Here is a 22,046-nt window from a genome sequence, read left to right as displayed (position 1 = left end):
GGCTGGCGGCAAGGTTACGCTCCCTCCCGACAAATCGACACATGGGAGAAGCCGGTCATGTCGCCAGCGGAAGCTCGCTTGAAGGAAGTGCCGTCGGATATGACGGATGCCGAGTGGCAACAGCGCGTCAACCTCGCTGCCTGTTACCGCCTTGTAGCGCTGTATGGCTGGGATGACCTGGTCGACACCCACATCTCGGCGCGCGTGCCGGGGCCGGAGCATCACTTTCTGATCAATCCGTATGGCCTGATGTTCGAGGAGATCACGGCCTCCAGCCTGGTCAAGGTCGATCTCCACGGCAACCTGCTGTCGAAGACCGACTACAACATCAACCCCGCCGGCTTCACCATCCATTCCGCCATCCACGAGGTGCGCGAGGACGCCGGCTGCGTGCTCCATCTGCACACGCCTGACGGCACCGCGGTCTCGAGCGATCCGGAAGGGCTGCTGCCGCTGAACCAGACCGCCCAACTCGTCACCCACGATCTCGCCTATCACGACTACGAGGGCATCGCGCTCGATCATGACGAGCGCCCGCGGCTGCAGCGCGATCTCGGCAGCAGGAACCACATGCTGTTGCGCAACCACGGCACGCTGACGGTCGGCCGCTCGGTCGCCTCCGCCTTCGAACGCATGTACCACCTGGAGCGGGCCTGCACCATGCAGGTGCGCACCCGCATGCTGGGCCCGACCGTCTACCCGGTCGAGCAGTCCGTGATCGACAGGAACACCGCGCTGCTCTCCAATCCCGACCGTGCCGAGTTGCGCTCGACCACGCTGGTCTGGCCGCCCTTGCTCCGCAAGCTCGACCGCATCGACCCGGGCTTCCGCAATTGAATTTTCGGGATTTTGCTGTAAGGTTGCCTCCAACAACCTCTGCACTACCGAATAAGAACGCCGCCCAATCCCGGGCGGCGTTTTAGCTTTTGGTGGCGGCCCCGTAGGATGGGTAGAGCGCAGCGAAACCCATCATATCGCCGCGCTAAGACCGCTCGCCGAAACTCCCGTCAAGCTCCGCGACGTCCCCCGCCCAATCCTCTGGGTAGATTCCCAGCTTCACCATCCGATGGAATGACGAATAGGGCCAATCCCTGACCCGAGTCACAAGTCCATGCTTGACCGGATTGATATGAATATAGTCGATGTGGCGCGCGAGATCGTCCTCGTCGCGAATGGTGTGCTCCCAATAGCGCCGCTGCCATATGCCCCGTTCGCCCTTTGCGGCACGGCTAGCCGAGATCGGTTCATTGGACGAAAGATTGCGCGAAAACGTTGACTTGATCAGCCGCCAGCGCGTCGCAAAAGTTGCGTCACCCTCGGGTAACGTCCAAACCGCGTGAAGGTGATCAGGCAGCACCACCAAGGCATCAATGGTAAATGGATGACGCGCGCGCGTCTCCCGAAACGCGAGGCGCAGCGTTTCGATATGGTCCGTTAGCAACCGCAGCTGCCGATCCGCCAGGTTGACAGTGAAGAAGAAACTACCGCCGGGAACGAAATTGCGGCGGTAGTCGGTCATCGGCAGGTGCCCATATGGTTAGATGATGGGTTTCGCTTCGCTCTACCCATCCTACGGATTGCGCTCCGCGAGCGCGGCGAGAATCCGCGCCCAGGAGCGAATGCCTTTGTGGAAGCTCTTGAGGTCGTATTTCTCGTTCGGCGAATGGATATTGTCGTCGTCGAGCCCGAAGCCGACCAGAAGCGAATCGAGGCCGAGCGTGCGCTTGAAATCGGCGACGATCGGGATCGATGCGCCTGATCCCATCAGGACCGCTTCCTTGCCCCACTCTTCCGTCAGCGCGCGCCGGGCGGCGGCGAGCGGCTTCATGTTCCAGTCAAGCGCGATCGCGGGCGCGCTGGAATGGTCGCCGAATTCGACCGAACAATCGGCGGGGATCCGCGAGGTCACATAATCGCGGAACGCCTTGCGGATCTTGGCGGGGTCCTGCCCCTCGACCAGGCGGAACGAGATTTTGGCCGAGGCGAGCGAGGGGATCACCGTCTTCGAGCCCTCGCCAATGTAGCCGCCGACGATGCCATTGATGTCGCAGGTCGGGCGCGAGGAGATCTGCTCGATCAGGAGACGATCCTTCTCGCCGGCCGGCAGCGAGAGCCCGATCGGCTTCAGGAAAGTCTCGGACGTCAGGTTGAGCTTCTTCCACTGCTCGAGGACATCGGGCGGCAGGTCCTTCACCCCGTCGTAGAAGCCGGGAATGGTGATACGGCCGTTGTCATCGAACAGCCCGCCGAGAATGCGGGTCAGCACGCGGATCGGATTCTGCGCGCCGCCGCCGAACACGCCGGAATGCAGGTCGCGATTGGCGGCCTTGATCTTGACCTCGTCATAGACCAGTCCGCGCAGCGAGGTCGTGATCGCCGGCGTGTTCGGGTCCCACATGCCGGTGTCGCAGACCAGCGCGAAATCGGCTTTCAGCTCCGCCTTGTTGGCTTCCAGGAACGGCACGAAATTCTTCGAGCCGACTTCCTCCTCGCCCTCGATCAGGATGGTGATGTCGACCGGCAGCGAACCCGCCACCTGCTTCCAGGCGCGGCAGGCTTCGATGAACGTCATCAACTGACCCTTGTCGTCCTCCGCGCCGCGCGCGACGATGATCTTGCGGCCGTCCGCGTGATCGGTGACGACGGGCTCGAATGGCGGACGGTGCCACAGGTCGAGCGGATCGACCGGCTGCACGTCGTAATGGCCGTAGAACAGCACATGCGGCCGGCCATCCATGCTGCCATTGGCCTTGGCGACAATGGCGGGATGGCCTGCGGTCGGCCTCACCTCGGCCGCGAAGCCGAGCGTCGCGATGTCCTTGGCGATGTGCTCTGCCGCCGCCTTGCAGTCACCCGCAAAGGCCGGATCGGCCGAGATCGATTTGATCCGCAGCAGCGAGAACAGCCGCTCCAGGCTGTTGTCGAAATCGGCGTCGATGCGGTCGAGGACCGCCTGAAGCTTTGGATTGGACATCGCTGAATTCCCTAGCTGTGCGCGCTGTTGTCACCGAGTTTTAGCCCGCCCGCCGCCGGAGGCAAAGCGCTGGCGGCATCGGCCGCAGGTGAATGCCGCATGTGCCAGACTAGTCCGCCCACGAGCACGATGGTCGCCACGAGATTGTTACCATAGGCCTGCACATCGATCGGAAACAGCGGCAATGACAACAGGAGCAGGCAGCCCGCAACGCCCAGCAGGATCCATGTCCCGGTCCTGACCGCCGGCCGGGGATCATAGGCGGCGCGATGCATCAGGACCGTCATCGGGAAGAACAGCCACAGGAAGTAGTATTGCCGCGCCAGCGGCGAGGCGACTGTCATCAGGCAGAACAGGATGCCGATCTCTTCCGCATCGGATTTCTCGGTCCGGCGCGACGCCGGCGGCATCACCGCGATATAGCCGAGACCGAGCGCGAGCGAGACCGCGAGCACGATGAGGTTCGACGTCTTGAAGTCGAGATCGACGATGTTCATGTAGCGCGGTGGCTGGGCCTTGAACGGGTCGTCCTGGTTGTAGTTGACCGGACGCGTCAGCCGATGCGTCATCGCGATGATCGACTGGTTGACCCAGGACCAGTTCTGCTCGTCGCGCTGGCCGAAGCCTTTTTCCGAGCTCGAGCCGACCATGCCCTGGTACCACGTCTTCAACTCCGTGACGTTGTGCTGGAAGCCGCGGAATGGCGCCGGCAGCACGAACAGGAACACGACAAGAAACACCAACGTGCTCGCAACCGCCTTCCAGCGCCTGCGCCAGATCAGATAGGGCAGTACCGCTACCGGAAACACCTTGATCGCGGTCGCCAGTGCAAACATGCTTCCGGCGAACCATGGCCGCTTCAGCCGCAACAGCCAGAATCCGTACAGCATCATCGCCAGCAGAATGAGGTTTGGCTGGCCGAGATCGAACATATCAAAGACAAATGTGAGGGTGACGAATCCGGGCAGCGCTTCCAATAACCAGCCCGGCTTGCGTCCCGATCCCGCCATCGCGTGCGACAACTGCGCGGACATCCACCAGGCGATGACGTTGAGCAGGCAGAGCGCGAGATAGAGCGCAATCTTGCCGAAGTAGCTCGGCACGGCGAGCAGCACTGCCGGCAGCGGCGGGTAGATGAAATCAAAATAGGTATGAGGATCGGCGGGATAGAGATCCTTGCCCTGCAGCACCTGCTGCCCGGCCCAATACCACAACGGATAATCCTTGGTCTTGCCGTGCCCGAAAATCTCGGGAACGAGCACTTCCGCTGTCAAGGCGATGCAGGCGAGGAAGAACAGGATGTCGAGCGGTTTCCGAAGCGATGGATATCTCAGCACAAGCTCGTTCCAGAGGTCAGCAAGCCATTGATCCTTTTCATTCCGTGACAGTACATCATTCCGTGATGATACATGGATTGCTTCGCTTCGCTCGCAATGACGCGGGCTTTACTCTCCGTTCGTCAATGCGAGGAGCGGAGCGACGCAGCAATCCATCTCTCTTTCCGACGAAAGCTGGCGTGGCAGCACGCGCTACCGCCGCAACAGCCCGCCGAGCGCGCCGCGCACCAGCGCCCGTCCGATCGAGCCACCCATCTGACCGCCGACCGATTTGCCGACGTCGGCGACGAGGCCGCCGATCACCTTGTTGGTGACCGAGCGGGCGACGTTGCGCGCGATGACCTGCCCGGTCGACAATCTGCCGCGCCTGGTATTGGTGCCAAAGATCGTGGCGGCAATATCGCCGATCTGGCCGAGAATGCCGCCACCTCCGCCGGCTTCCGAGCCTTCCGCCGTCGCAGCCGTCCCTTCGATCCGCTTCTGCAGCATCTCATAGGCGGACTCGGAATCGATCGCGGTGTCGTATTTGCCCTTGAACGGGCTCGCGTCGATGATCTTCTTGCGCTCCTCCGGCGTAACCGGCCCGATCCGCGCCGACGGCGGCCGGATCATCACGCGCTCGACTATCGACGGCGTACCGCCGCCTTCGAGGAACGACACCAGCGCCTCGCCCTTGCCGAGTTCCATGATCACGCGGGCGGTATCGAGCTTGGGATTGGGCCGGAACGTCTGCGCGGCGGCCGCGACCGCCTTCTGGTCGCGCGGCGTGAAGGCGCGCAACGCATGCTGCACGCGGTTGCCCAATTGCGCGAGCACCTTGTCCGGCACGTCGATCGGATTCTGGGTGACGAAGTAGACGCCGACACCCTTGGAGCGGATCAGCCGCACCACCTGCTCAATCTTGTCCAACAGTGCTTTCGGCGCGTCGTTGAACAAGAGATGCGCCTCGTCGAAGAAGAACACCAGCTTCGGCTTCGGCAGATCGCCGGCCTCGGGCAGTTCCTCGAACAATTCTGAAAGCATCCATAACAGGAAGGTTGCATAGAGCCGCGGGCTCTGCATCAACTTGTCAGCCGTCAGGATGTTGACGATGCCGCGACCGTCGCTGTCGGTCTTCATGAAATCCTTCAGCGTCAACGCCGGTTCGCCGAAGAATTTCGTGCCGCCCTGGTTTTCAAGCACCAGAAGCTGGCGCTGGATGGTCCCGACGGTCGCCTTGCTGACATTGCCGAAGCTCTGTGCGGCTTTGCGGATCGGCTCCAGCGGATCCTCCTCGTCATCAGCGGCTTTCTTGCCGCCAGATGGCACAATCGCATCCAGAAGCGCGCGCAGATCCTTCATGTCGATCAGCGTAAGTCCGTTCTCGTCGGCGACGCGAAACGCGACGTTGAGAACACCTTCCTGGACGTCGTTCAGATCGAGCATTCGTGACAGCAATAGCGGTCCCATCTCGGTGACCGTCGCGCGAACCGGATGTCCCTGCTCGCCGAATACATCCCAGAACACCGTCGAGAACTGGTCCGGCTGGAATTTCAACCCCATCTCGCTGGCGCGCTTGACGATGAAATCCTTGGCTTCGCCGACTTCGGCGATTCCAGACAGATCTCCCTTGATATCGGCGGCAAAGACCGGAACGCCGGCGCGCGCAAATCCTTCCGCCATCACCTGCAGCGTGACGGTCTTGCCAGTTCCCGTTGCACCCGTAACAAGGCCGTGGCGATTGGCGAGCGCAAGCGTCAGCCACGCCGCTTGTTCGCCCTTACCGATAAAAATCTTCTCATCCGTATCGGCAATCTTGTGATCGGAAGTCGTCATCGCATCGCCTCGTCGCGCGTATCGGGAAGGTGTCTTCGCCGAACGCACCCATCATATTGCATCTTGCCCGTCGATTGAAACTGTCAAGCACCGCCAGCGCTTTTTTTGCTGCCCGGATGCAACACTCCTTATCTTCTCTTTTTTCTTCCTCTTGCGAACCGTTCAAAAAACGATGACGCAACGCGATAGAGCGGCGCGATTAGCATATGTACTCTTGCATTACTGCAACACTTCGCCTGTGATGAAGACGAAAAGCGGGATCATCTGCGCTCGTCGCTTGTAATTCGCAACACAGGCGCTCAAGATCAATTCCCAAGCAAGGTCCGGCGGCAAGCCGGCAGAGGGCGGGGCAAGATGGACGAACTGGTTGGACGGCTGGCCGCCGAGGCCGGCATCGATAGCGTTGTCGCCGAAAAGACCGTCGGCATCGTTCTGGGTTTCCTCCGACGGGAGGGGCCATCCAGTCAGGTTGAAGCGCTGATCGGCCAGATTCCGGGCGCGGAAGCGGCGATCGCGGCTGCGGACAACAGTGCAGGTCTCGTACGATTGATGGGCGGCGGATTGATGGCTGTCGGCACCAGGCTGATGGCGCTCGGCCTCAGCATGAATGAGGTTCAGCAGATTGCGCGTGAACTTTTCCGGTTCGGGCGCGACAAACTCGGAGCGGATCAGATGGGCGAGATCGTCGCGGGGACGCCAGGACTCAGCCAATTTGCTTGAACGCATCCTCAGGTTGAGTCATTCAATACCAACATCATGACATACCCACTTTCCGAGATCGACGGTCTGAGCGCATATTGCGCCTTGAAATTGAAGGCTCAGGGCATTCGCACCACCGACGGGCTGCTTGAAGCCGCCCGCACCGTCAAAGGACGCAAGGCGCTCGCGGCCAAGACCGGTATCAGCGAACAACAATTGCTCGAATGGGCCAACGTCTCCGACTACATGCGTATTCCCGGGATGGGCAAGGCAAAGGTCGGCTTGGTCCGCGCCGCCGGCGTTGCCACCGTCCGCGAACTCGCGCTGCGCAATCCGTCGCGGCTTGCGCAGAACATGAAGGAAGTGAACACCAAGCGTAAGCTCGTTCGCGTCCTGCCTTCGGAGAAATCGGTCGAGCTACTGATCGAGCGCGCGCGCAAATTGCCGCCCAAGATCACTTACTAGAGCGTTTTCGAGCGAAGTGGCCGCTGGTTCGCGTGAAGAAAACGCGTCAAAACAAGAATCTAGAGCTTCGGCTCTGATTCAATCAGAACCGAAGCTCTAGACCCGTTCGCCATTCCCATCTTGACTCGCCGCTGCTGGACGCGCAAAGCGACCGGCATGATTGCTGCGATGCAAAGCGACGTCCATTCCGGCGGGACTGCGGTGCTGCCGGCGCTGCTATCCCGGCCCTACCCGGCCGTGATGGGCGTGCTCAACATCACCCCGGATTCCTTTTCCGACGGCGGCCGGTTTACCGCGCCCGAACAGGCGCTGGCGCAGGCGCGCAAGATGGTCGCAGAAGGCGCTGACATCATCGACATCGGCGCCGAATCCACCCGCCCCTACGGTTCCCAGCCGATCTCGGTGGAGGAGGAGTTGCGGCGGCTGCAACCTGTGCTGGCGGATGTCGTCTCGCTCGGCGTGCCCGTATCGATCGACAGCATGAAATCGGAAGTCGTGGCCTGGGCGCTCGATCACGGCGCGCTCATCGCCAACGATGTCTGGGGCCTACAGCGCGATACTGGCATGGGGCCCCTGGTCGCTGCGCGGCACGTGCCCGTCATCATCATGCATAACCGCGACCAGGCCGATCCCTCGATCGACATCATGAAGGATCTTTCGGCCTTCTTCACCCGCTCGCTCGACATCGCCACAAAGGCTGGCATTTCGGCAGATCAGATCGTGCTCGATCCCGGCATCGGCTTTGGCAAGACGCCGCAGCAGAGCATAATGGCGCTGGCGCGGCTTGCCGAGCTTCGCGCCTTCGGCCTGCCGCTTCTCGTCGGCGCCTCGCGCAAACGCTTCATCAGCACCGTGACGCCGTCGGAGCCGCACCAGCGCATCGGCGGCTCGATCGCGGCGCATCTCATCGCCGCCCAGAGCGGCGCACAGATCATCCGCGCCCACGATGTTGCGGAAACCGTGCAGGCGTTGCGTGTGGCGGCAGCGATCAGGGAACAGGAATGACCGATACGATCTTCATCACCGGTATCGTCATCCATGCCCGTCACGGCGTGATGGAACACGAGACCGAGGTCGGACAACGTTTCATCATTGATCTCGAGCTCTCCGTCGACCTCTCGGAATCTTCGCGCACCGACAAGCTTGCCGACACCGTGTCCTATTCCAATGTGGTGGCGACCGCGACCGAGGCATTCAGGGATACCAATTACAAGCTCTTGGAGCGCGCTGCGGGCGCGGTGGCGGACGCGGTGCTGTCGACGTTCCCTCGCGTCAGCGCGGTCAAGGTCACCGTACACAAGCCGCACGCGCCGATCGCCGCGATCTTCGAGGATGTCGGCGTGGTGCTGATGCGCACGCGGCAAACCGGCGCGCATGGCTAGCGCGCTGATCGCATTGGGCGGCAATCTCGGCGACGTCCGCGCGACGTTCAACAAGGCTATTCCCCAAATCTGCGGCATGTCGCAGGCCGCGCTGGTGGCACGCTCGGCGGATTACGCCACGCCACCCTGGGGTGACGAGCAGCAGCCAGGCTTCATCAATTCCTGCATCGAGATCGAGACCAGCCTCGATCCCCATGCCCTGTTATTCTGCCTGCAGAAAGTCGAAACCAAGTTCGGCCGCGACCGCTCCTCCGAACGCCGCTTCGGTCCGCGCACGCTCGATCTCGACCTGATCGCCTATGACGATGCCAGGATCGACCAGCCGGAATTGACGCTGCCGCACCCTCGCCTGTTCGAGCGCGCCTTTGTGCTGGTGCCGCTCGCGGAAATCGCACCCGACCGTGTCATTGCGGGACGCAGGATCAGGGATGCGCTGGCGGCGGTTTCGACCGACGGTATCGTACGGCTTTCGGAGCCGTAGTGTCGTAGCCCCGGTGGAGCGGAACGCGCAACCCGGGTCTGCGTCCACATTCTCGCGCGGTCCCGGGTTACGCTGGCGCTCCACCCGGGCTACGGTACCCCAAACTACTGTTTGGCTTGGCGGCTTCGGCGTGGCAATTTCCGGCCAAACGGCGAGAAAGACTTGAGGAACGATAGGGCGGATGACGACCACGACTGACGATCTGCGACTGGCGGCCGATTTTGCGCCGGCGACTTACGAGGACTGGCGGAAGCTGGTCGACGGCGTCCTGAAGGGCGCGCCGTTCGAGAAGCTCGTCGGCAAGACCTACGACGGGATCAAGATCGAGCCGATCTATCGCCGCGCCGCCAATGCCAGCCCGATCGCCGGCCGCGGCCAGGCTGCGCCCTGGCAGATCATGCAGCGGCTCGATGACCCGGATCCGCGCCGCGCCAATGCGCAGGCGCTGCATGATCTCGAGAATGGCGCCACGGGGCTCGCGCTGGTGTTCGCCGGCGGCAGTGCCGCCCATGGCTTTGGACTCGCGCCGACGGCGGAAGCCGTCGACAAGGCGCTTGACGGCATCTACCTCGACGCCGGTGTCGCCCTCGATCTCCAGATCGGCCCGCAATCACGAATGGCAGCGATCCACGTCGCGGAATATGTGAAGCGCAGGGGATTTGATCCCGCCAACTGCGATATCCGCTTCGGGCTCGATCCGCTGGCGGCCTGCGCGGTCTGGGGCTTTAGCCCTTACGAGTGGAACGAGATCGTGCCGGCAGTGACCGGCGCGATCAAAGGTCTTGTGGCGCTCGGTTTCAAAGGGCCTTTTGCCGCCGCCGATGGACGGGTGATCCATGATGCCGGCGGATCAGAAGTGCAGGAACTCGCCTTCGCGCTGGCAAGCGGGGTCTCCTACCTGCGCGCTCTCGAACAAACCGGCGTCGCGCTCGAGGACGCCCGGAGCATGGTCTACGCGCGGCTCAGCGCCGACGCCGACCAGTTCCTGTCGCTGGCGAAATTCCGCGCGCTGCGGCTTTTGTGGGCGCGGATCGAGCAGGCCTGCGGACTGACGCCACGGCCATTGTTCATTGCCGCGGACACCGCCTGGCGGATGCTGACGAAGCGCGATGCCTATGTGAACATGCTGCGCGCCACCATGGCTGCCTTCTCCGCAGGGCTCGGCGGCGCCAACGCAGTCACCGTGCTGCCGCACACGCTGGCGCTCGGCCTGCCCGACGACTTTGCGCGGCGGGTTGCGCGCAACACGCAGCTCATTTTGCTGGAAGAGTCCAATCTCGCGAAAGTATCCGATCCGGCGGCGGGCTCCGGCGGCATCGAGGCGCTGACGCAAGAACTTTGCGAAGCGGCCTGGTTGTTGTTCCAGGAGATCGAAAGAGCCGGCGGCATCTTTGCGGCGCTTCAGCAGAATCTGATCCAGCGCAAGGTTGCCGCTACGCGCGCCGCGCGCGAGGCCAACATCGCCAAGCGCCGCGACGTGCTGACCGGCGCCAGCGAGTTTCCGAACCTGCACGAGGCCGATACAACGGTGCTGGAAGCAACGCCGATTGTGCTGCCACCCTATGGCGAAGCAAAATTCAAGTTCGACGCGCTGTCACCGGCGCGGCTCGCCGATCGCTTCGAGGCACTGCGCGATAAATCCGACGCAAGGCTGAAGTCTGGCGGCGCGCGTCCAAGGATATTCCTCGCCAATCTCGGCACGCCCGCCGACTTCACCGCACGCGCCACCTTTGCGAAGAGCTTCTTCGAGACCGGCGGCATCGAGGCGCTCGACAGCCAGGGATTTTCCGATCCCGCAGCGCTCGCGGCCGCCTTCAAGGCGTCCTCGGCCGCGATCGCCTGCCTGTGTTCCTCGGACAAGGTCTACGCGGAACACGCCGCCGCGGCCGCCAAGGCCCTTCAAGCCGCCGGCGCAAGGCATATCTATCTGGCTGGACGGCCAGGTGAGCTGGAAGCCGCCCTGCGTACATCCGGCGTGACCGATTTCATCTTTGCCGGCTGCGACGCGCTGGCGACGCTGCAGGAATCCTATCGGCAGATGGAGTGAGCATGACGTCGAGCCAAAAACCGGTTCTGACTGGCGGCTGCCAATGCGGCGCCATCCGCTTTGCAGTGACGGCGGCGCCGACGCGGATCAGCATCTGCCATTGCCGGATGTGCCAGAAGGCCTCCGGCGCGCCGTTTGCCTCGTTCGCCGACATCGACCATGCCGATTTCGCCTGGACCCGCGGCAAGCCGGCTTCGTTCCGCTCGTCCTCGATCGCCGAGCGCGATTTCTGCGCTGCCTGTGGCACGCCCTTGAGCTTCCGCCGCATCGACGGCCCCCGTATCGAGATCATGACCGGCACCTTCGACCGGCCCGACATGGTGGCGCCGACGCGGCAATACGGCACAGAATCCCGGCTCGGCTGGGTGGTCGGCATCGCCAACCTTCCCAGCCAGACCACGCAGCAGAATTACGGACCGGAGAGGATGGCGACCATCGTCAGCCACCAGCATCCGGACCATGATTGAGGTAGCCCGCGCTTTCGATCCCACGTGCTATAGTTGATGACCATGAGCCGCATACCTGATTTCGCCGATATCGCGTTTGAGAAAACCGTGGCCGCTGCGCCTAGTGGCAGCACAGACCCCTGGCTGACGCCCGAGGGCATCCCGGTGAAGCCCGGCTATAGCGAAGCCGATCTCGAGGGCATCGATTTCCTCGAGACCTGGCCGGGCGTTGCGCCCTATTTGCGCGGCCCCTACCCGACCATGTATGTCAACCAGCCCTGGACGATCAGGCAATATGCCGGCTTCTCCACGGCCGAGGACTCCAACGCCTTCTACCGCCGCAACCTCGCCGCGGGGCAGAAGGGCCTCTCGGTCGCCTTCGATCTTGCCACCCACCGCGGCTACGACTCCGATCATCCGCGCGTCTCCGGCGACGTCGGCATGGCTGGCGTTGCGATCGACTCGATCTACGACATGCGCACGCTGTTCGCCGGCATCCCGCTCGACCAGATGAGCGTATCGATGACCATGAACGGCGCCGTGCTGCCGATCCTCGCGCTGTTCGTGGTGGCCGCCGAGGAACAGGGCGTGCCGCCGGAGAAACTGTCGGGCACCATTCAGAACGACATTCTGAAAGAGTTCATGGTGCGCAACACCTACATCTATCCGCCGACGCCTTCGATGCGGATCATCTCCGACATCTTCGCCTTCACGTCGCAGCGGATGCCGAAGTTCAATTCGATCTCGATCTCCGGCTATCACATGCAGGAGGCCGGAGCGACGCAGGACCTGGAGCTCGCCTACACGCTCGCTGATGGCGTCGAATATCTGCGCGCCGGCCTTGCCGCCGGCCTCGATGTCGATCGCTTCGCGCCGCGGCTGTCGTTCTTCTGGGCAATCGGCATGAACTTCTTCATGGAAGTCGCCAAGATGCGCGCCGCGCGCCTGCTCTGGGCGAAGCTGCTCAAGCCGTTCAATCCGAAGGACCCGCGCTCGCTCTCGCTGCGCACGCATTGCCAGACCTCGGGCTGGTCGCTGACCGCGCAGGACGTCTTCAACAATGTGATGCGCACGACCATCGAGGCGATGGCGGCAACGCAGGGCCATACCCAGTCGCTGCACACCAATGCGCTCGACGAGGCGCTGGCGCTGCCGACCGACTTCTCCGCCCGCATCGCACGCAACACCCAGCTCTTCCTGCAGCAGGAAAGCGGCACCAACCGGATCATCGATCCCTGGGGCGGCTCCTACTATGTCGAGCGACTGACCCGCGATCTCGCCGCCAAAGCCTGGGGCCACATCCAGGAGGTCGAGGAGCTCGGCGGCATGGCGAAAGCGATCGAAGCCGGCGTGCCGAAGCTGCGGATCGAGGAGGCTTCAGCCAAGACGCAGGCGCGGATCGACGCCGGCAAGCAGGCAGTGATCGGTGTCAACAAGTACAAGCCGGAGAACGAGGCGCCGATCGACGTCTTGAAGGTCGACAACACCAATGTGCGGCGGCTGCAGATCGACAAGTTGAAGCGGCTGCGGCAGGAGCGCAATCAGAAGGACGTCGAGCAGGCGCTGGCGGCGCTGAGCCGTTCGGCCTCCGAAGGCAACGGCAATCTGCTGGCGCTCGCGATCGACGCCGCGCGCGCCAAGGCGACTGTCGGCGAGATTTCGGACGCCATGGAAAAAGTGTTCGGCCGCCACCGCGCGGAGATCAAATCCATCACCGGCGTCTACAAGCGGGAGGCAGCCGCCATGTCCAACCGGGTCGAGAAGGTGCAGGCGCTGATCGATGCCTTCGAGGAGGCCGAGGGCCGCCGGCCGCGCATCCTGGTGGCGAAGATCGGCCAGGACGGCCACGACCGCGGCCAGAAGGTGATCGCATCGGCCTTTGCCGACATCGGCTTCGACGTCGATATCGGGCCGTTGTTCGCCACCGCTGACGAAGCGGCGCGGCAGGCAGTGGAAAACGACGTGCACATCCTGGGCGTCTCCTCGCTCGCCGCCGCGCATCTGACGGCGGTGCCGGAACTGAAGGCCGCGCTGAAGAAATATGGCCGCGAGGACATCATGATCATCATCGGCGGCGTCGTGCCGCCGCAGGATTATGAGGCGCTGTACCAGGCGGGCGCGGAAGCGATCTTCCCGCCGGGCACCGTGATCTCCGACGCCGCCGAGGAGCTGATCCACAAGCTCAACACCCGGCTCGGCCATAGCGAGGCGGCGGAGTAGCTGATAGACTTGCTGAACCGCTCAACAGGTTGTGCCATGACGCGTGACGAGATTATTGCTGCGATACGGAAGAACGCGGACGCTATCAAGGCGACGGGCGTATCGAAGCTCGCTATCTTTGGCTCGCGCGTACGCGGCGACAATCGTCCTGACAGCGACATCGATGTACTCGTCGAGATCGAGCCGAACGCCTCATTTTCACTTCTCAACTTGATTGGTGTCGAGCACATCATTGAGGATGCGACCGGGCTGCAGGCGCAGGCCACCACGCGGCGATCCCTGAACCCGCGCTTCGCGCGGCGCATTGCAGACGACATCGTCGAAGTGTTTTGACGTGCGGCCGACTTTCTTTGATCGAGTCGATCACGCCATCGCCGCGCTGGCAATGGGCGTCATATGTCTCAGCCCTGCCCTCGCCGCCGACCCAAAGCCTGACGCTTTGGTCAAGAACAGGAGCATCGAAGCCGCCGTCTATCTCGGCGACAAGATCAAGGCCGATCCCGCGCTGGCGGCGGACTGCCTTGCCGAAGGCAGGAAGTGGGTCGACAAAAGCGCGGCCGAGGCGGCATCCGCACGGAACCAGGATCCGCGACTGTTCGACCGTGGCGGCTGGACCTTCGAGCGCAAGTACAACATCCGCTCGGTGGTCGGTGGCCGTTACGTGAGCATTGTCCGCAACGACTACATCAATACCCAAGGCGCGCATCCGAATTCGGACGTCAACACGATCCTGTGGGATTCCTCCGACAAGAAGCGCAGCAGCATCCGCCCCTTCTTCACGGAAACCGCCGACGATGGACCGACCATGAGGGCGATGCTGGATGCGGTCATCGCCTCGTTGAACATCGAGAAGAAGAAGCGCGGCGCCGGCGAGACAGCGACCGCCGAGTGGTACAAGGAACTGAAGCCGACACTGCTCAAGGTCGGCGCGGTGACGCTGGCGCCTTCGACCGACGCAGGCAAGAGCTCCGGCCTGACCTTCCACTATCCGCCCTATGCCGTCGGCCCCTACGTCGAAGGCCAGTATGTCGCCTTCGTGCCCTGGGAGACGCTGAAGCCATATCTGTCGCCGGACGGCGCCAGGATTTTCAGTGGATCACGGCCGAAAGCCGATGAAGACGATCAGCAATGAGCGGCACCAAGGCGCTCGACATCAACGCCCTCTCCCAAGACCTGCGCGCCAGCAACCGCGCGGCGCTGGCGCGTGGGATCACGCTGATCGAAAGCCGTCGCGCCGACCACCAGGCGGCGGCACGTGATCTGGTGCAGGCGTTGCTCCCGCGCACCGGCAAGGCGTTCCGTGTCGGCATCACCGGCTCGCCCGGGGTCGGCAAGTCGACCACCATTGACGCGCTCGGCATGTACCTGATCGAGCACGGGCACAAGGTCGCGGTGCTGGCCGTCGATCCGTCGTCCGCGCGCACCGGCGGCTCGATCCTCGGCGACAAGACGCGGATGGCGCGGCTTTCGGCGTCCGACCAGGCCTATATCCGCCCCTCGCCTTCGTCCGGCACGCTTGGCGGCGTCGCGGCGAAAACGCGCGAGGCGATGCTGCTCTGCGAGGCCGCCGGCTTCGACGTCGTGCTGGTTGAGACCGTCGGCATCGGCCAGTCCGAGACCGTGGTCGCGGACATGACCGATTTCTTCCTCGCCCTGATGCTGCCCGGCGCCGGCGATGAACTGCAGGGCATCAAGAAGGGCCTCGTCGAGCTCGCCGACATGATCGCGATCAACAAGGCCGATGGCGACAATCTCAAGCGGGCCAATCTCGCGGCGGCCGACTATCGCAGCGCGCTGCATATATTGGCGCCGCGTTCGCAACACTGGCACCCGCCGGTCGAGACCTATTCGGCGCTGACCGGCGCAGGCATCGACAAGCTCTGGCAGACGATCGTCGAACACCGCACCGCGATGAACGCCTCCGGCGAATTCGCGGCGCGACGGCGCGAGCAGCAGGTGAAATGGATGTGGTCGATGCTGGAGCAGCGGATCATGGCGCGCCTGCGCTCCGAGCCCGCGATCCGCGCCAGGGTGAAGAAGACGGAGGCCGAGGTCGCCGACGGCCGCATCTCGCCGGCGGTGGCGGCCGAGCAGATCGCGGAACTGTTGCGATGAGCGAAAAGCTCTCCGTGCTCATCACCGGCTTCGGCCCGTTTCCCGGCGCACCGTTCAATCCGACCATGCCGCTGGTGAAGCGGCTGACGCAGCTGCGCCGTCCCGCCTTCGATGACGTCAGGCTGACGAGCCACATCTTCAGGGTGACCTACGATACCGTCGATCGCCAATTGCCGGAGTTGATCACGCGCATCCGTCCGCAGGCGCTTCTGATGTTCGGCCTTGCCAACCGCACCGCGCATGTGCGGATCGAGACTCGCGCGCGCAATGCCGTCACCACGTTGGTCGCCGATGCCGGCCGCCGCCGCGCCCGCAAGGGCTCGATCGTCGACGGCGGCGATGCGACCATGTTCGGACCGCACACCGCAAAACTGCTGCGCGCCGCGCTCGCGACCGGCATCGACGCACGCGCTTCCCGCGACGCCGGCAGCTATCTCTGCAACTACTTGAGCTGGCGCGCAATCGAGGCGATGGACAAGACCGACGGCCTGCGGCTCGCTGCGTTCGTGCACGTGCCGCTGATCGCACGTCACGGCACAGCGCTGCGCAAGGGAACCGAGCGCATCACGCTGGAAGATCTCGTCGATGCCGGCGAAGCGCTGCTGATGGAAATGGTGAAGCTGGCACGGCGGCCGACTATCCCGTCGTCCCGGGCTTGACCCGAAACCCATCACCACAAGTGCCTGTTGTGGTGTAAGGGACGCGGCCAAGCGTGGCCCCCACGATAAACATTGGCGGTTACGGGTCCTGGCTCAAGGCCGGGACGACACCGAGTTTGTTCTACCCTCGATTAACCCTACCCCCAATAATCATTCTGCGTTCACCGCGCCGGCCAGGGTTCTGCGCTACGACTTCCTCGCGAGGGATCATGGACGTCAATCGCCGCCATCTCATCGGGGTTTCCGCAGCGGGCGCCGCCGGCGCGCTGGCGCTGGCGCCGGATGCTGCGCGCGCGGCGCCACTCACCTCCGCACTCGGCCGCGACGTCACGCAATATGGCGTCCGTCCCGGCAGCCCTGACGATCAGACCAAGGTGCTGCAGCGCGCGATCGACGAGGCTGCACGTGCGCAGGTGCCTCTGGCGCTGCCGCCGGGCGTCTATCGCACCGGCCTGCTCCGCCTGCAGCGCGGCTCGCAGCTCATCGGCGTGCGCGGCGCGACCAGGCTCGTCTTCAATGGCGGGCTGTCGATGTTTCTTGGTGAAGGCGCCGACAGCATCGGCCTCTCCGGCCTCTCGCTGGACGGCGGCAATGTGCCGCTGCCGACACGGCGCGGCCTCGTGCATTGCCTCAGCGGACGCGACGTCCGCATCACCGATTGCGAGATCAATGGTAGCGGCGGCAACGGCATCTGGTTCGAGCAGGTGTCGGGCGACGTCAGCGGCAACATCTTCACCAACATTGCAACCACCGCCATCGTGTCGTTCGACGCGCTGGGCCTGATGGTCGCGCGCAACACGATCTCAGGCACCAACGACAACGGCATCGAGATCCTGCGCACTGCTGTTGGCGATGACGGCACGATCGTCGCCGACAACCGCATCGAGGACATCAAGGCCGGCCCGGGCGGCTCCGGCCAGTATGGCAACGCCATCAACGCCTTCCGGGCCGGCAATGTGATCGTGCGCGGCAACCGCATCAGGAACTGCGATTATTCAGCCGTGCGCGGCAATTCGGCCTCGAACATCCACATATCAGACAACAGCGTCAGCGATGTCCGCGAGGTCGCGCTCTATTCGGAGTTCTCCTTCGAGGGCTCCGTCATCGCCAACAACACGGTCGACGGCGCCGCCGTCGGCGTCTCCGTGTGCAATTTCAACGAGGGCGGCCGCATCGCGGTGGTCCAGGGCAATATCATCCGCAACCTGATCCCGAAACGGCCGATCGGGACGGCGCCGGACGATGATGCCGGCATCGGCATCTATATCGAGGCGGATACGTCCGTCACCGGCAACGTGATCGAGAAGGCGCCATCCTTCGGCATCGTCGCCGGCTGGGGCAAATATCTGCGCGACGTCGCCATTTCCGGCAACGTCATCCGCAAGGCCTTCGTCGGTGTCGGCGTCTCCGTGGTACCGGGCGCCGGGATCGCGCTGGTCCACAACAACATGATTTCTGAAACGCCGCGCGGCGCCGTGGTCGGGCTCGACCATGCGCGGGCGATTACCGCGGATCTGTCGGTTACCGGCACGCAGCAATATGCGCAGGTCGTGCTCGGCGGCAACGCGGTGCGAAGATAGCTTTCAGAGCGTTTTCAGGCGAAGTGCGTCAACGAAAAGCTTTCTAGAGCGTGTTGCGCAGCAGCGGATAACGTGCCTGCATGGCGGCTAAGTCGAGCAGCGGCAGCGGCGCCTCTTCCTGTGCCGGCGCTTCCTCTTCCACAACCTGCTCGAGCGCGACAATTTCGATCGGCGGCGCTGGCGGCGCGATCGGCGCCGGCGGTTCGACCGGTCGTGGCTGCAGTCGCACCGGAGCCGGTAGCGGCGTCACGCGGCCGCGGCCGAGCCAGGAAATATCAATTGGCGAATTGTCGAGCGACGCCTCGCGCCGCAACAGGTCGCGCCAGGTCTCCACCGCCTGCTTGGCCTCCTGGACGTTCTCCAGGAAGGACACATCGCTGTGATAGCGACGCCAGCGCCCGGATTCGAACAGTTCGGTGAGATGTTCCAGCCGTGCTTCCGCCAGCGCGCACCAGCGCGCCACGATCTCGCGGCCTCTGGCCGCGTCAGTTCGATTTGTCATTAAGACAGCCCGTAAGGAGAGAAACGGACGCAGGACGCAACCGAACCGAATCAAAATATGATGGGGATATTCTGTGGAAAAGGTTAAAAAAGTCTAACACCTTTTCGTAAACGACTCGGGGCACTCGGAGAAATCCGCGGGAAGACTAGGTTTATTGGGTTTGCGGCTCTTAGACGGTCGACGCGACGGCCGCATGACCGTGTGTGCGACTAAGGGGGCGCTATCCCCAAAAAGGAAGCGCTATCCCCAAAAATGAAGACCCGTCCGGGGGAACTAGCGCATGCTGACCCTGACGGAAAAACCGAAGCAAAATCAGCACATAGCCATTTCGGACCCTGACGATTCTGGCCGATCCAGGCAGATCAAAGACAGAACAGCGCGGAATAGTGACACACCATTGGCACAGCCATGTTCCGCGAATGTTCGGAGCCGCAACACGAACTTGGCAGAGCGGATTGAGGCCGCCCGAGCGGAGGTAGCGAGGCTGGAACGGCTGGCCGAATCAGCAACGTGCGCGGAGCTTGGACACGATTGGGTGAGCCTCGGTGGCTGCAACTGCGGCTGTCATGAGGACGCTTCCTGTTCGGTCCCCGTGCTCGAATGCGCGCGATGCGGCGATTGCGACTATGGCGAGAATGCCGAGGCGATCGAGATCAGGCGCCAATGCCAGGAATGTCATCCGGATTGGCATCGCCCGCACAGCGACTTCGACGCACCGGAGGGCGATTTCGATGCGTGACATCCGCAAGGGTTACTGCATCGGCTGCCCGTTCGACATCGGGAAACTGGAAACCGAGATGGGTTTCAATCTCGGTTGCCTGCCCGGCGTCGGCGAAATCGACGCCCTATGTGAGACCCATGGAACCGCGTGGGCCTGCCATTCGGAACCCACGAAAGTCTGTTGCGGCCATGCTGCGCGCCGGGACATGCCGCTGCAACACATGGAGGGCGTCCATGCCCCGACAGAGCCGTGACGAACGGGAGCACGCGCGGCGAGTTGAGGCGTTCATCGTCCCCGAACTCGTCCGCGTCATCCACCCGATTTTCTATCCCGTTGAGCAGCAGGATTGCGCCATCCAGCGGCGCAATCACGCCAAGATGACCGAAGTCGCGCGCAGAGCATGGCGCGCATTCGTGAAGTTGGGAAGCCGCCTTGCCCTGCGCGGTGTTGAGCATGTCATAAGCGTGCTGGCGTGACTGATCGGTTGGAACGCCGGTCGGCGAGATCGCGCGTACATAGGCGTTGACCAACGAGGTGGTTGCAGCGACGGCAGCCGCGAGCTTTGGACTGCTGCCTGCGCGCTGCGCCCTTTGAACCAATTGGTTCCACGGCATGAAATCCGACGGATCGAGTTCATCGTATGCTTTGAGCGCAGTCGGGATCATGTTGCGCGCTTCGTTGGCTGCAATCGCGATATTCGCCTCACGCTGTGCAGCAACGCGTTGAGCGGCGACGCGGCCCGCCTGCTCATTGAAGCGGTTAACAACGCCGGTTGGATCGACGCCTTGCGCTACCGCTTCCTGTGCAACCACCTTGCGGAGCGCGACAACGTTCGCCGCGCCCTGCACGCCCCGGCCCAGGTTCGTAAAGACGCGCTGATCGCCCGCGAGATATTGCTGCGCCATCTGATGCAGCGTGTCGTCATCGAGCGTCGGGCTAGCTTGCTTTGCAGCCGCAATCATCTTCAGTTGATCCGGGTCTGCCGGGCCACCGGAGATCGGCCGATATTCTTTCGCGCCCTCAACCTTTCCGTAATCCGGATTCTTCTCGTACCCGGGCGGCGTCTTGTCCTCTGCGAAGTCCTGACGGCGCACCGCGAGCGCGTTGGTCTTGGCAAACTGAGCGCTGTTTTCCGCAAGCCGCTTCGCTTCCAAGTCGATCCGCTGCTGCTCTTGCTGGCGAGTCGCCTGCTTGTCCTGTTCGGCCTGCCGCTTGTCGGCGGCTTCCTGCGCCTGCTTGCCGAGATCGGTCCACGTAGACAGCCCTTTCAGGCCGCCCTCGCCGAGCGCGACGCCGAAGAAGGGAGACTTGCTCGAAAGCATGCCAAGACCGGCCGAGAACAGCGCTTCGCGCGTCCGATCCGACAGCCCGAGCGGTGACGTGCCGAAACCGAAATGCCCCTCAGTGGGTTCGCTAGCCCCGCTGGAAGGGCTTCCAGAAGTCAGGGGCGAACGGCCTGCACCGTCCGCGTATCCGAGCGCAGCGGAAGGCACCCCGCCGCCACCGCCACCGGCCGCGCCGTCGATCGCCGCAACAGGATCATCGCCGTTCGCAACGGCTTCAGCCGCTGCCGCCCGCCGCCCCGACGTGTCCGCCGAGCGCTCATAGAGGTGGTTCACGGCAGCCGCAGCCTCCGCGGGCGTGCGCGCTTGCAAGAGCGCCCGATAGGCCGCGTTTTCCGGCCCATCCATTTCCTGACGCATGAACTGCTGTTGCGCTTCCGTCGTCTGGTACGTATCCGGAAACGCCTTCTTCAGCGCGTCAAGACGATCGCCGCGCCACTGCCCTGCGCCTTCGGCCGTGCCGTGATCACCGGTCACACCCCACGGCGTGATATCCGGCGTGCTCTCATTCATGAGATTGCCCACAACACCCGCCGCTTGATGATGCGCGAGCCCGAGCCCACCCTGATCGCGCGGACGTTCAAGGAAATTCATCCACAAGTCGGCATTGGAGCCGTTCTGCGCAACATCGACAGTCGGAGCGCTATCGCCAGCCATCGAAGGGGGAAGCGCGACATCAGCATTCGCCGGTAGATCTTCCCCCGGAGCGGCGTCGGGGATCAAAGGGAGATCGTCATCCGCCCCGCCGTCGGCGAAATGTGGAATGCCGCCGTTGGTGTAGCCAGCGAACGGCATGTCGATCGATACCTCGCCGCCGCGCGAGCGCCGCACGGCGTGACGGATTTCGTTCACCGCGTCAATGAAACCGCCGCGCTTGAAGCCCGCGCCATAGTCGGACGCATCGAGACCGGGAAGCGGATTCGAGGAGCTTCCGCCCCAGGCATCATCCGAGAAGATATTCCCGCCGCCAAATGACGCGCCGCCAAGCTTACCCTTCAGACCCTTGATGCCCGAGGTGATGCCGGAAAGGCCGCCGTTGTCCTGAGAAGGCTTTGCGAACTGCAACTGAGGAACTTGCAGTTTCGCCGATGGCGGGCTTGCACTCGGAATATAGCCGTTCCCGCCGCCGTAAGGCATGCCGCTCCCGCCGTAGGGCATGCCGCCAGTGGCAAAGCGTGCAGGCACCTCGCCGCCGTCCTTCAAGAACAGGCCAGCGCCAGCGAGGCCAAGGCCGCCAAGCTGCGAGAACAGGTTCGGGCC

Annotated in this window: 21 protein-coding genes; 15 read left to right on the top strand and 6 right to left on the bottom strand. The window is 63.4% G+C overall.

The genetic code is table 11. From position 1 onward, the window contains the following. Positions 1 to 57: 57 nt before the first annotated feature. Positions 58 to 837, top strand: coding sequence for a class II aldolase/adducin family protein (locus tag K288_RS0133920; RefSeq protein WP_027583545.1), 780 nt, complete (start codon positions 58 to 60; stop codon positions 835 to 837). Between the two features lie 145 nt (positions 838 to 982). Here the strand turns inward: K288_RS0133920 and K288_RS0133915 are convergent, their stop codons facing one another. The 4 genes from K288_RS0133915 to K288_RS0133900 form a co-directional block, all read right to left on the bottom strand. Continuing rightward, positions 983 to 1,519 carry a transposase gene (locus K288_RS0133915; protein ID WP_027583544.1) on the bottom strand — a complete coding sequence of 179 codons (537 nt, stop codon included), beginning with the start codon at positions 1,517 to 1,519 and terminating at the stop codon, positions 983 to 985. Positions 1,520 to 1,570: 51 nt separating this feature from the next. After that, the gene (locus K288_RS0133910) at positions 1,571 to 2,974 is read right to left on the bottom strand and encodes a M20/M25/M40 family metallo-hydrolase (RefSeq protein WP_027583543.1); all 1,404 of its coding nucleotides are present in this window, start codon (positions 2,972 to 2,974) and stop codon (positions 1,571 to 1,573) included. Positions 2,975 to 2,985: 11 nt separating this feature from the next. Then, on the bottom strand, positions 2,986 to 4,311 hold the full coding sequence (locus K288_RS0133905) for a glycosyltransferase family 87 protein (protein ID WP_027583542.1): 1,326 nt from the start codon (positions 4,309 to 4,311) through the stop codon (positions 2,986 to 2,988). Between the two features lie 192 nt (positions 4,312 to 4,503). Continuing rightward, complete coding sequence (locus tag K288_RS0133900; protein ID WP_027583541.1) at positions 4,504 to 6,126, bottom strand: helicase HerA-like domain-containing protein; 1,623 nt, start codon at positions 6,124 to 6,126, stop codon at positions 4,504 to 4,506. A 354-nt stretch (positions 6,127 to 6,480) separates the two neighbouring features. Here K288_RS0133900 and K288_RS51110 point away from each other — a divergent pair, with 354 nt between their 5' ends. The 13 genes from K288_RS51110 (at position 6,481) to K288_RS0133835 (ending at position 18,220) form a co-directional block, all read left to right on the top strand. Continuing rightward, positions 6,481 to 6,846 (top strand): hypothetical protein, encoded by a 366-nt coding sequence (locus K288_RS51110; RefSeq protein WP_084799920.1) that lies wholly within the window; start codon positions 6,481 to 6,483, stop codon positions 6,844 to 6,846. Positions 6,847 to 6,882: 36 nt separating this feature from the next. Next, positions 6,883 to 7,290 carry a DUF4332 domain-containing protein gene (locus K288_RS0133890; protein ID WP_027583539.1) on the top strand — a complete coding sequence of 136 codons (408 nt, stop codon included), beginning with the start codon at positions 6,883 to 6,885 and terminating at the stop codon, positions 7,288 to 7,290. A gap of 168 nt (positions 7,291 to 7,458) precedes the next feature. After that, complete coding sequence (gene folP, locus K288_RS0133885; RefSeq protein ID WP_244443357.1) at positions 7,459 to 8,295, top strand: dihydropteroate synthase; 837 nt, start codon at positions 7,459 to 7,461, stop codon at positions 8,293 to 8,295. Then, complete coding sequence (gene folB / locus K288_RS0133880; RefSeq protein WP_027583537.1) at positions 8,292 to 8,672, top strand: dihydroneopterin aldolase; 381 nt, start codon at positions 8,292 to 8,294, stop codon at positions 8,670 to 8,672. The genes folP and folB overlap by 4 nt, the downstream gene beginning before the upstream one ends. Then, positions 8,665 to 9,153, top strand: coding sequence for a 2-amino-4-hydroxy-6-hydroxymethyldihydropteridine diphosphokinase (folK, locus tag K288_RS0133875; protein WP_027583536.1), 489 nt, complete (start codon positions 8,665 to 8,667; stop codon positions 9,151 to 9,153). The genes folB and folK overlap by 8 nt, the downstream gene beginning before the upstream one ends. A gap of 181 nt (positions 9,154 to 9,334) precedes the next feature. Next, positions 9,335 to 11,200, top strand: coding sequence for a methylmalonyl-CoA mutase subunit beta (locus tag K288_RS0133870; RefSeq protein ID WP_027583535.1), 1,866 nt, complete (start codon positions 9,335 to 9,337; stop codon positions 11,198 to 11,200). 2 nt (positions 11,201 to 11,202) lie between these two features. After that, entirely contained in the window at positions 11,203 to 11,667 is a 465-nt protein-coding gene (locus tag K288_RS0133865) for a GFA family protein (RefSeq protein ID WP_027583534.1), read from the top strand. Positions 11,668 to 11,709: 42 nt separating this feature from the next. Next, positions 11,710 to 13,866 carry a methylmalonyl-CoA mutase gene (gene scpA, locus K288_RS0133860; RefSeq protein ID WP_027583533.1) on the top strand — a complete coding sequence of 719 codons (2,157 nt, stop codon included), beginning with the start codon at positions 11,710 to 11,712 and terminating at the stop codon, positions 13,864 to 13,866. A gap of 36 nt (positions 13,867 to 13,902) precedes the next feature. After that, a complete protein-coding gene (locus K288_RS0133855; RefSeq protein WP_027583532.1) occupies positions 13,903 to 14,199 on the top strand; it encodes a nucleotidyltransferase domain-containing protein in 297 nt (98 codons plus the stop codon). A gap of 52 nt (positions 14,200 to 14,251) precedes the next feature. Beyond that, on the top strand, positions 14,252 to 14,998 hold the full coding sequence (locus K288_RS0133850; protein ID WP_051334880.1) for a DUF3298 and DUF4163 domain-containing protein: 747 nt from the start codon (positions 14,252 to 14,254) through the stop codon (positions 14,996 to 14,998). Further along, positions 14,995 to 15,981: a methylmalonyl Co-A mutase-associated GTPase MeaB gene (gene meaB, locus K288_RS0133845; RefSeq protein ID WP_027583530.1), complete on the top strand. Its 987-nt coding sequence runs from the start codon at positions 14,995 to 14,997 to the stop codon at positions 15,979 to 15,981. Before K288_RS0133850 ends, meaB begins: the two co-directional genes overlap by 4 nt. Further along, complete coding sequence (locus tag K288_RS0133840) at positions 15,978 to 16,640, top strand: pyroglutamyl-peptidase I (protein WP_027583529.1); 663 nt, start codon at positions 15,978 to 15,980, stop codon at positions 16,638 to 16,640. Before meaB ends, K288_RS0133840 begins: the two co-directional genes overlap by 4 nt. A 209-nt stretch (positions 16,641 to 16,849) precedes the next feature. Then, the gene (locus K288_RS0133835) at positions 16,850 to 18,220 is read left to right on the top strand and encodes a TIGR03808 family TAT-translocated repetitive protein (RefSeq protein WP_027583528.1); all 1,371 of its coding nucleotides are present in this window, start codon (positions 16,850 to 16,852) and stop codon (positions 18,218 to 18,220) included. 43 nt (positions 18,221 to 18,263) lie between these two features. Here the strand turns inward: K288_RS0133835 and K288_RS0133830 are convergent, their stop codons facing one another. Continuing rightward, complete coding sequence (locus K288_RS0133830; RefSeq protein ID WP_027583527.1) at positions 18,264 to 18,722, bottom strand: TIGR03809 family protein; 459 nt, start codon at positions 18,720 to 18,722, stop codon at positions 18,264 to 18,266. A gap of 280 nt (positions 18,723 to 19,002) precedes the next feature. On the opposite strand from K288_RS0133830, the gene K288_RS52845 reads away from it, so the two are divergent. Continuing rightward, positions 19,003 to 19,461, top strand: a complete 459-nt coding sequence (locus K288_RS52845) for a hypothetical protein (protein WP_152535798.1) — start codon at positions 19,003 to 19,005, stop codon at positions 19,459 to 19,461. A 65-nt stretch (positions 19,462 to 19,526) separates the two neighbouring features. Here the strand turns inward: K288_RS52845 and K288_RS53770 are convergent. Next, on the bottom strand, positions 19,527 to 22,046 hold a 2,520-nt coding region (locus K288_RS53770), incomplete at its 5' end, for a phage tail tip lysozyme (protein ID WP_244443356.1).

The sequence above is a fragment of the Bradyrhizobium sp. Ai1a-2 genome (assembly GCF_000426245.1).
In the GTDB taxonomy this organism is placed as follows: Bacteria; Pseudomonadota; Alphaproteobacteria; order Rhizobiales; family Xanthobacteraceae; genus Bradyrhizobium.
This window is presented reverse-complemented; position numbering and strand designations above follow the sequence as displayed.

Bases quoted from the DNA above. Each gene is read 5' to 3' on its own strand.
- K288_RS0133920 (WP_027583545.1), top strand. From the start codon at position 58: ATGTCGCCAGCGGAAGCTCGCTTGAAGGAAGTGCCGTCGGATATGACG.
- K288_RS0133915 (WP_027583544.1), bottom strand. From the start codon at position 1,519: ATGACCGACTACCGCCGCAATTTCGTTCCCGGCGGTAGTTTCTTCTTC.
- K288_RS0133910 (WP_027583543.1), bottom strand. From the start codon at position 2,974: ATGTCCAATCCAAAGCTTCAGGCGGTCCTCGACCGCATCGACGCCGAT.
- K288_RS0133900 (WP_027583541.1), bottom strand. From the start codon at position 6,126: ATGACGACTTCCGATCACAAGATTGCCGATACGGATGAGAAGATTTTT.
- K288_RS51110 (WP_084799920.1), top strand. From the start codon at position 6,481: ATGGACGAACTGGTTGGACGGCTGGCCGCCGAGGCCGGCATCGATAGC.
- K288_RS0133890 (WP_027583539.1), top strand. From the start codon at position 6,883: ATGACATACCCACTTTCCGAGATCGACGGTCTGAGCGCATATTGCGCC.
- folP (WP_244443357.1), top strand. From the start codon at position 7,459: ATGCAAAGCGACGTCCATTCCGGCGGGACTGCGGTGCTGCCGGCGCTG.
- folB (WP_027583537.1), top strand. From the start codon at position 8,292: ATGACCGATACGATCTTCATCACCGGTATCGTCATCCATGCCCGTCAC.
- folK (WP_027583536.1), top strand. From the start codon at position 8,665: ATGGCTAGCGCGCTGATCGCATTGGGCGGCAATCTCGGCGACGTCCGC.
- K288_RS0133870 (WP_027583535.1), top strand. From the start codon at position 9,335: ATGACGACCACGACTGACGATCTGCGACTGGCGGCCGATTTTGCGCCG.
- K288_RS0133865 (WP_027583534.1), top strand. From the start codon at position 11,203: ATGACGTCGAGCCAAAAACCGGTTCTGACTGGCGGCTGCCAATGCGGC.
- scpA (WP_027583533.1), top strand. From the start codon at position 11,710: ATGAGCCGCATACCTGATTTCGCCGATATCGCGTTTGAGAAAACCGTG.
- K288_RS0133855 (WP_027583532.1), top strand. From the start codon at position 13,903: ATGACGCGTGACGAGATTATTGCTGCGATACGGAAGAACGCGGACGCT.
- K288_RS0133850 (WP_051334880.1), top strand. From the start codon at position 14,252: ATGGGCGTCATATGTCTCAGCCCTGCCCTCGCCGCCGACCCAAAGCCT.
- meaB (WP_027583530.1), top strand. From the start codon at position 14,995: ATGAGCGGCACCAAGGCGCTCGACATCAACGCCCTCTCCCAAGACCTG.
- K288_RS0133840 (WP_027583529.1), top strand. From the start codon at position 15,978: ATGAGCGAAAAGCTCTCCGTGCTCATCACCGGCTTCGGCCCGTTTCCC.
- K288_RS0133835 (WP_027583528.1), top strand. From the start codon at position 16,850: ATGGACGTCAATCGCCGCCATCTCATCGGGGTTTCCGCAGCGGGCGCC.
- K288_RS0133830 (WP_027583527.1), bottom strand. From the start codon at position 18,722: ATGACAAATCGAACTGACGCGGCCAGAGGCCGCGAGATCGTGGCGCGC.
- K288_RS52845 (WP_152535798.1), top strand. From the start codon at position 19,003: ATGCTGACCCTGACGGAAAAACCGAAGCAAAATCAGCACATAGCCATT.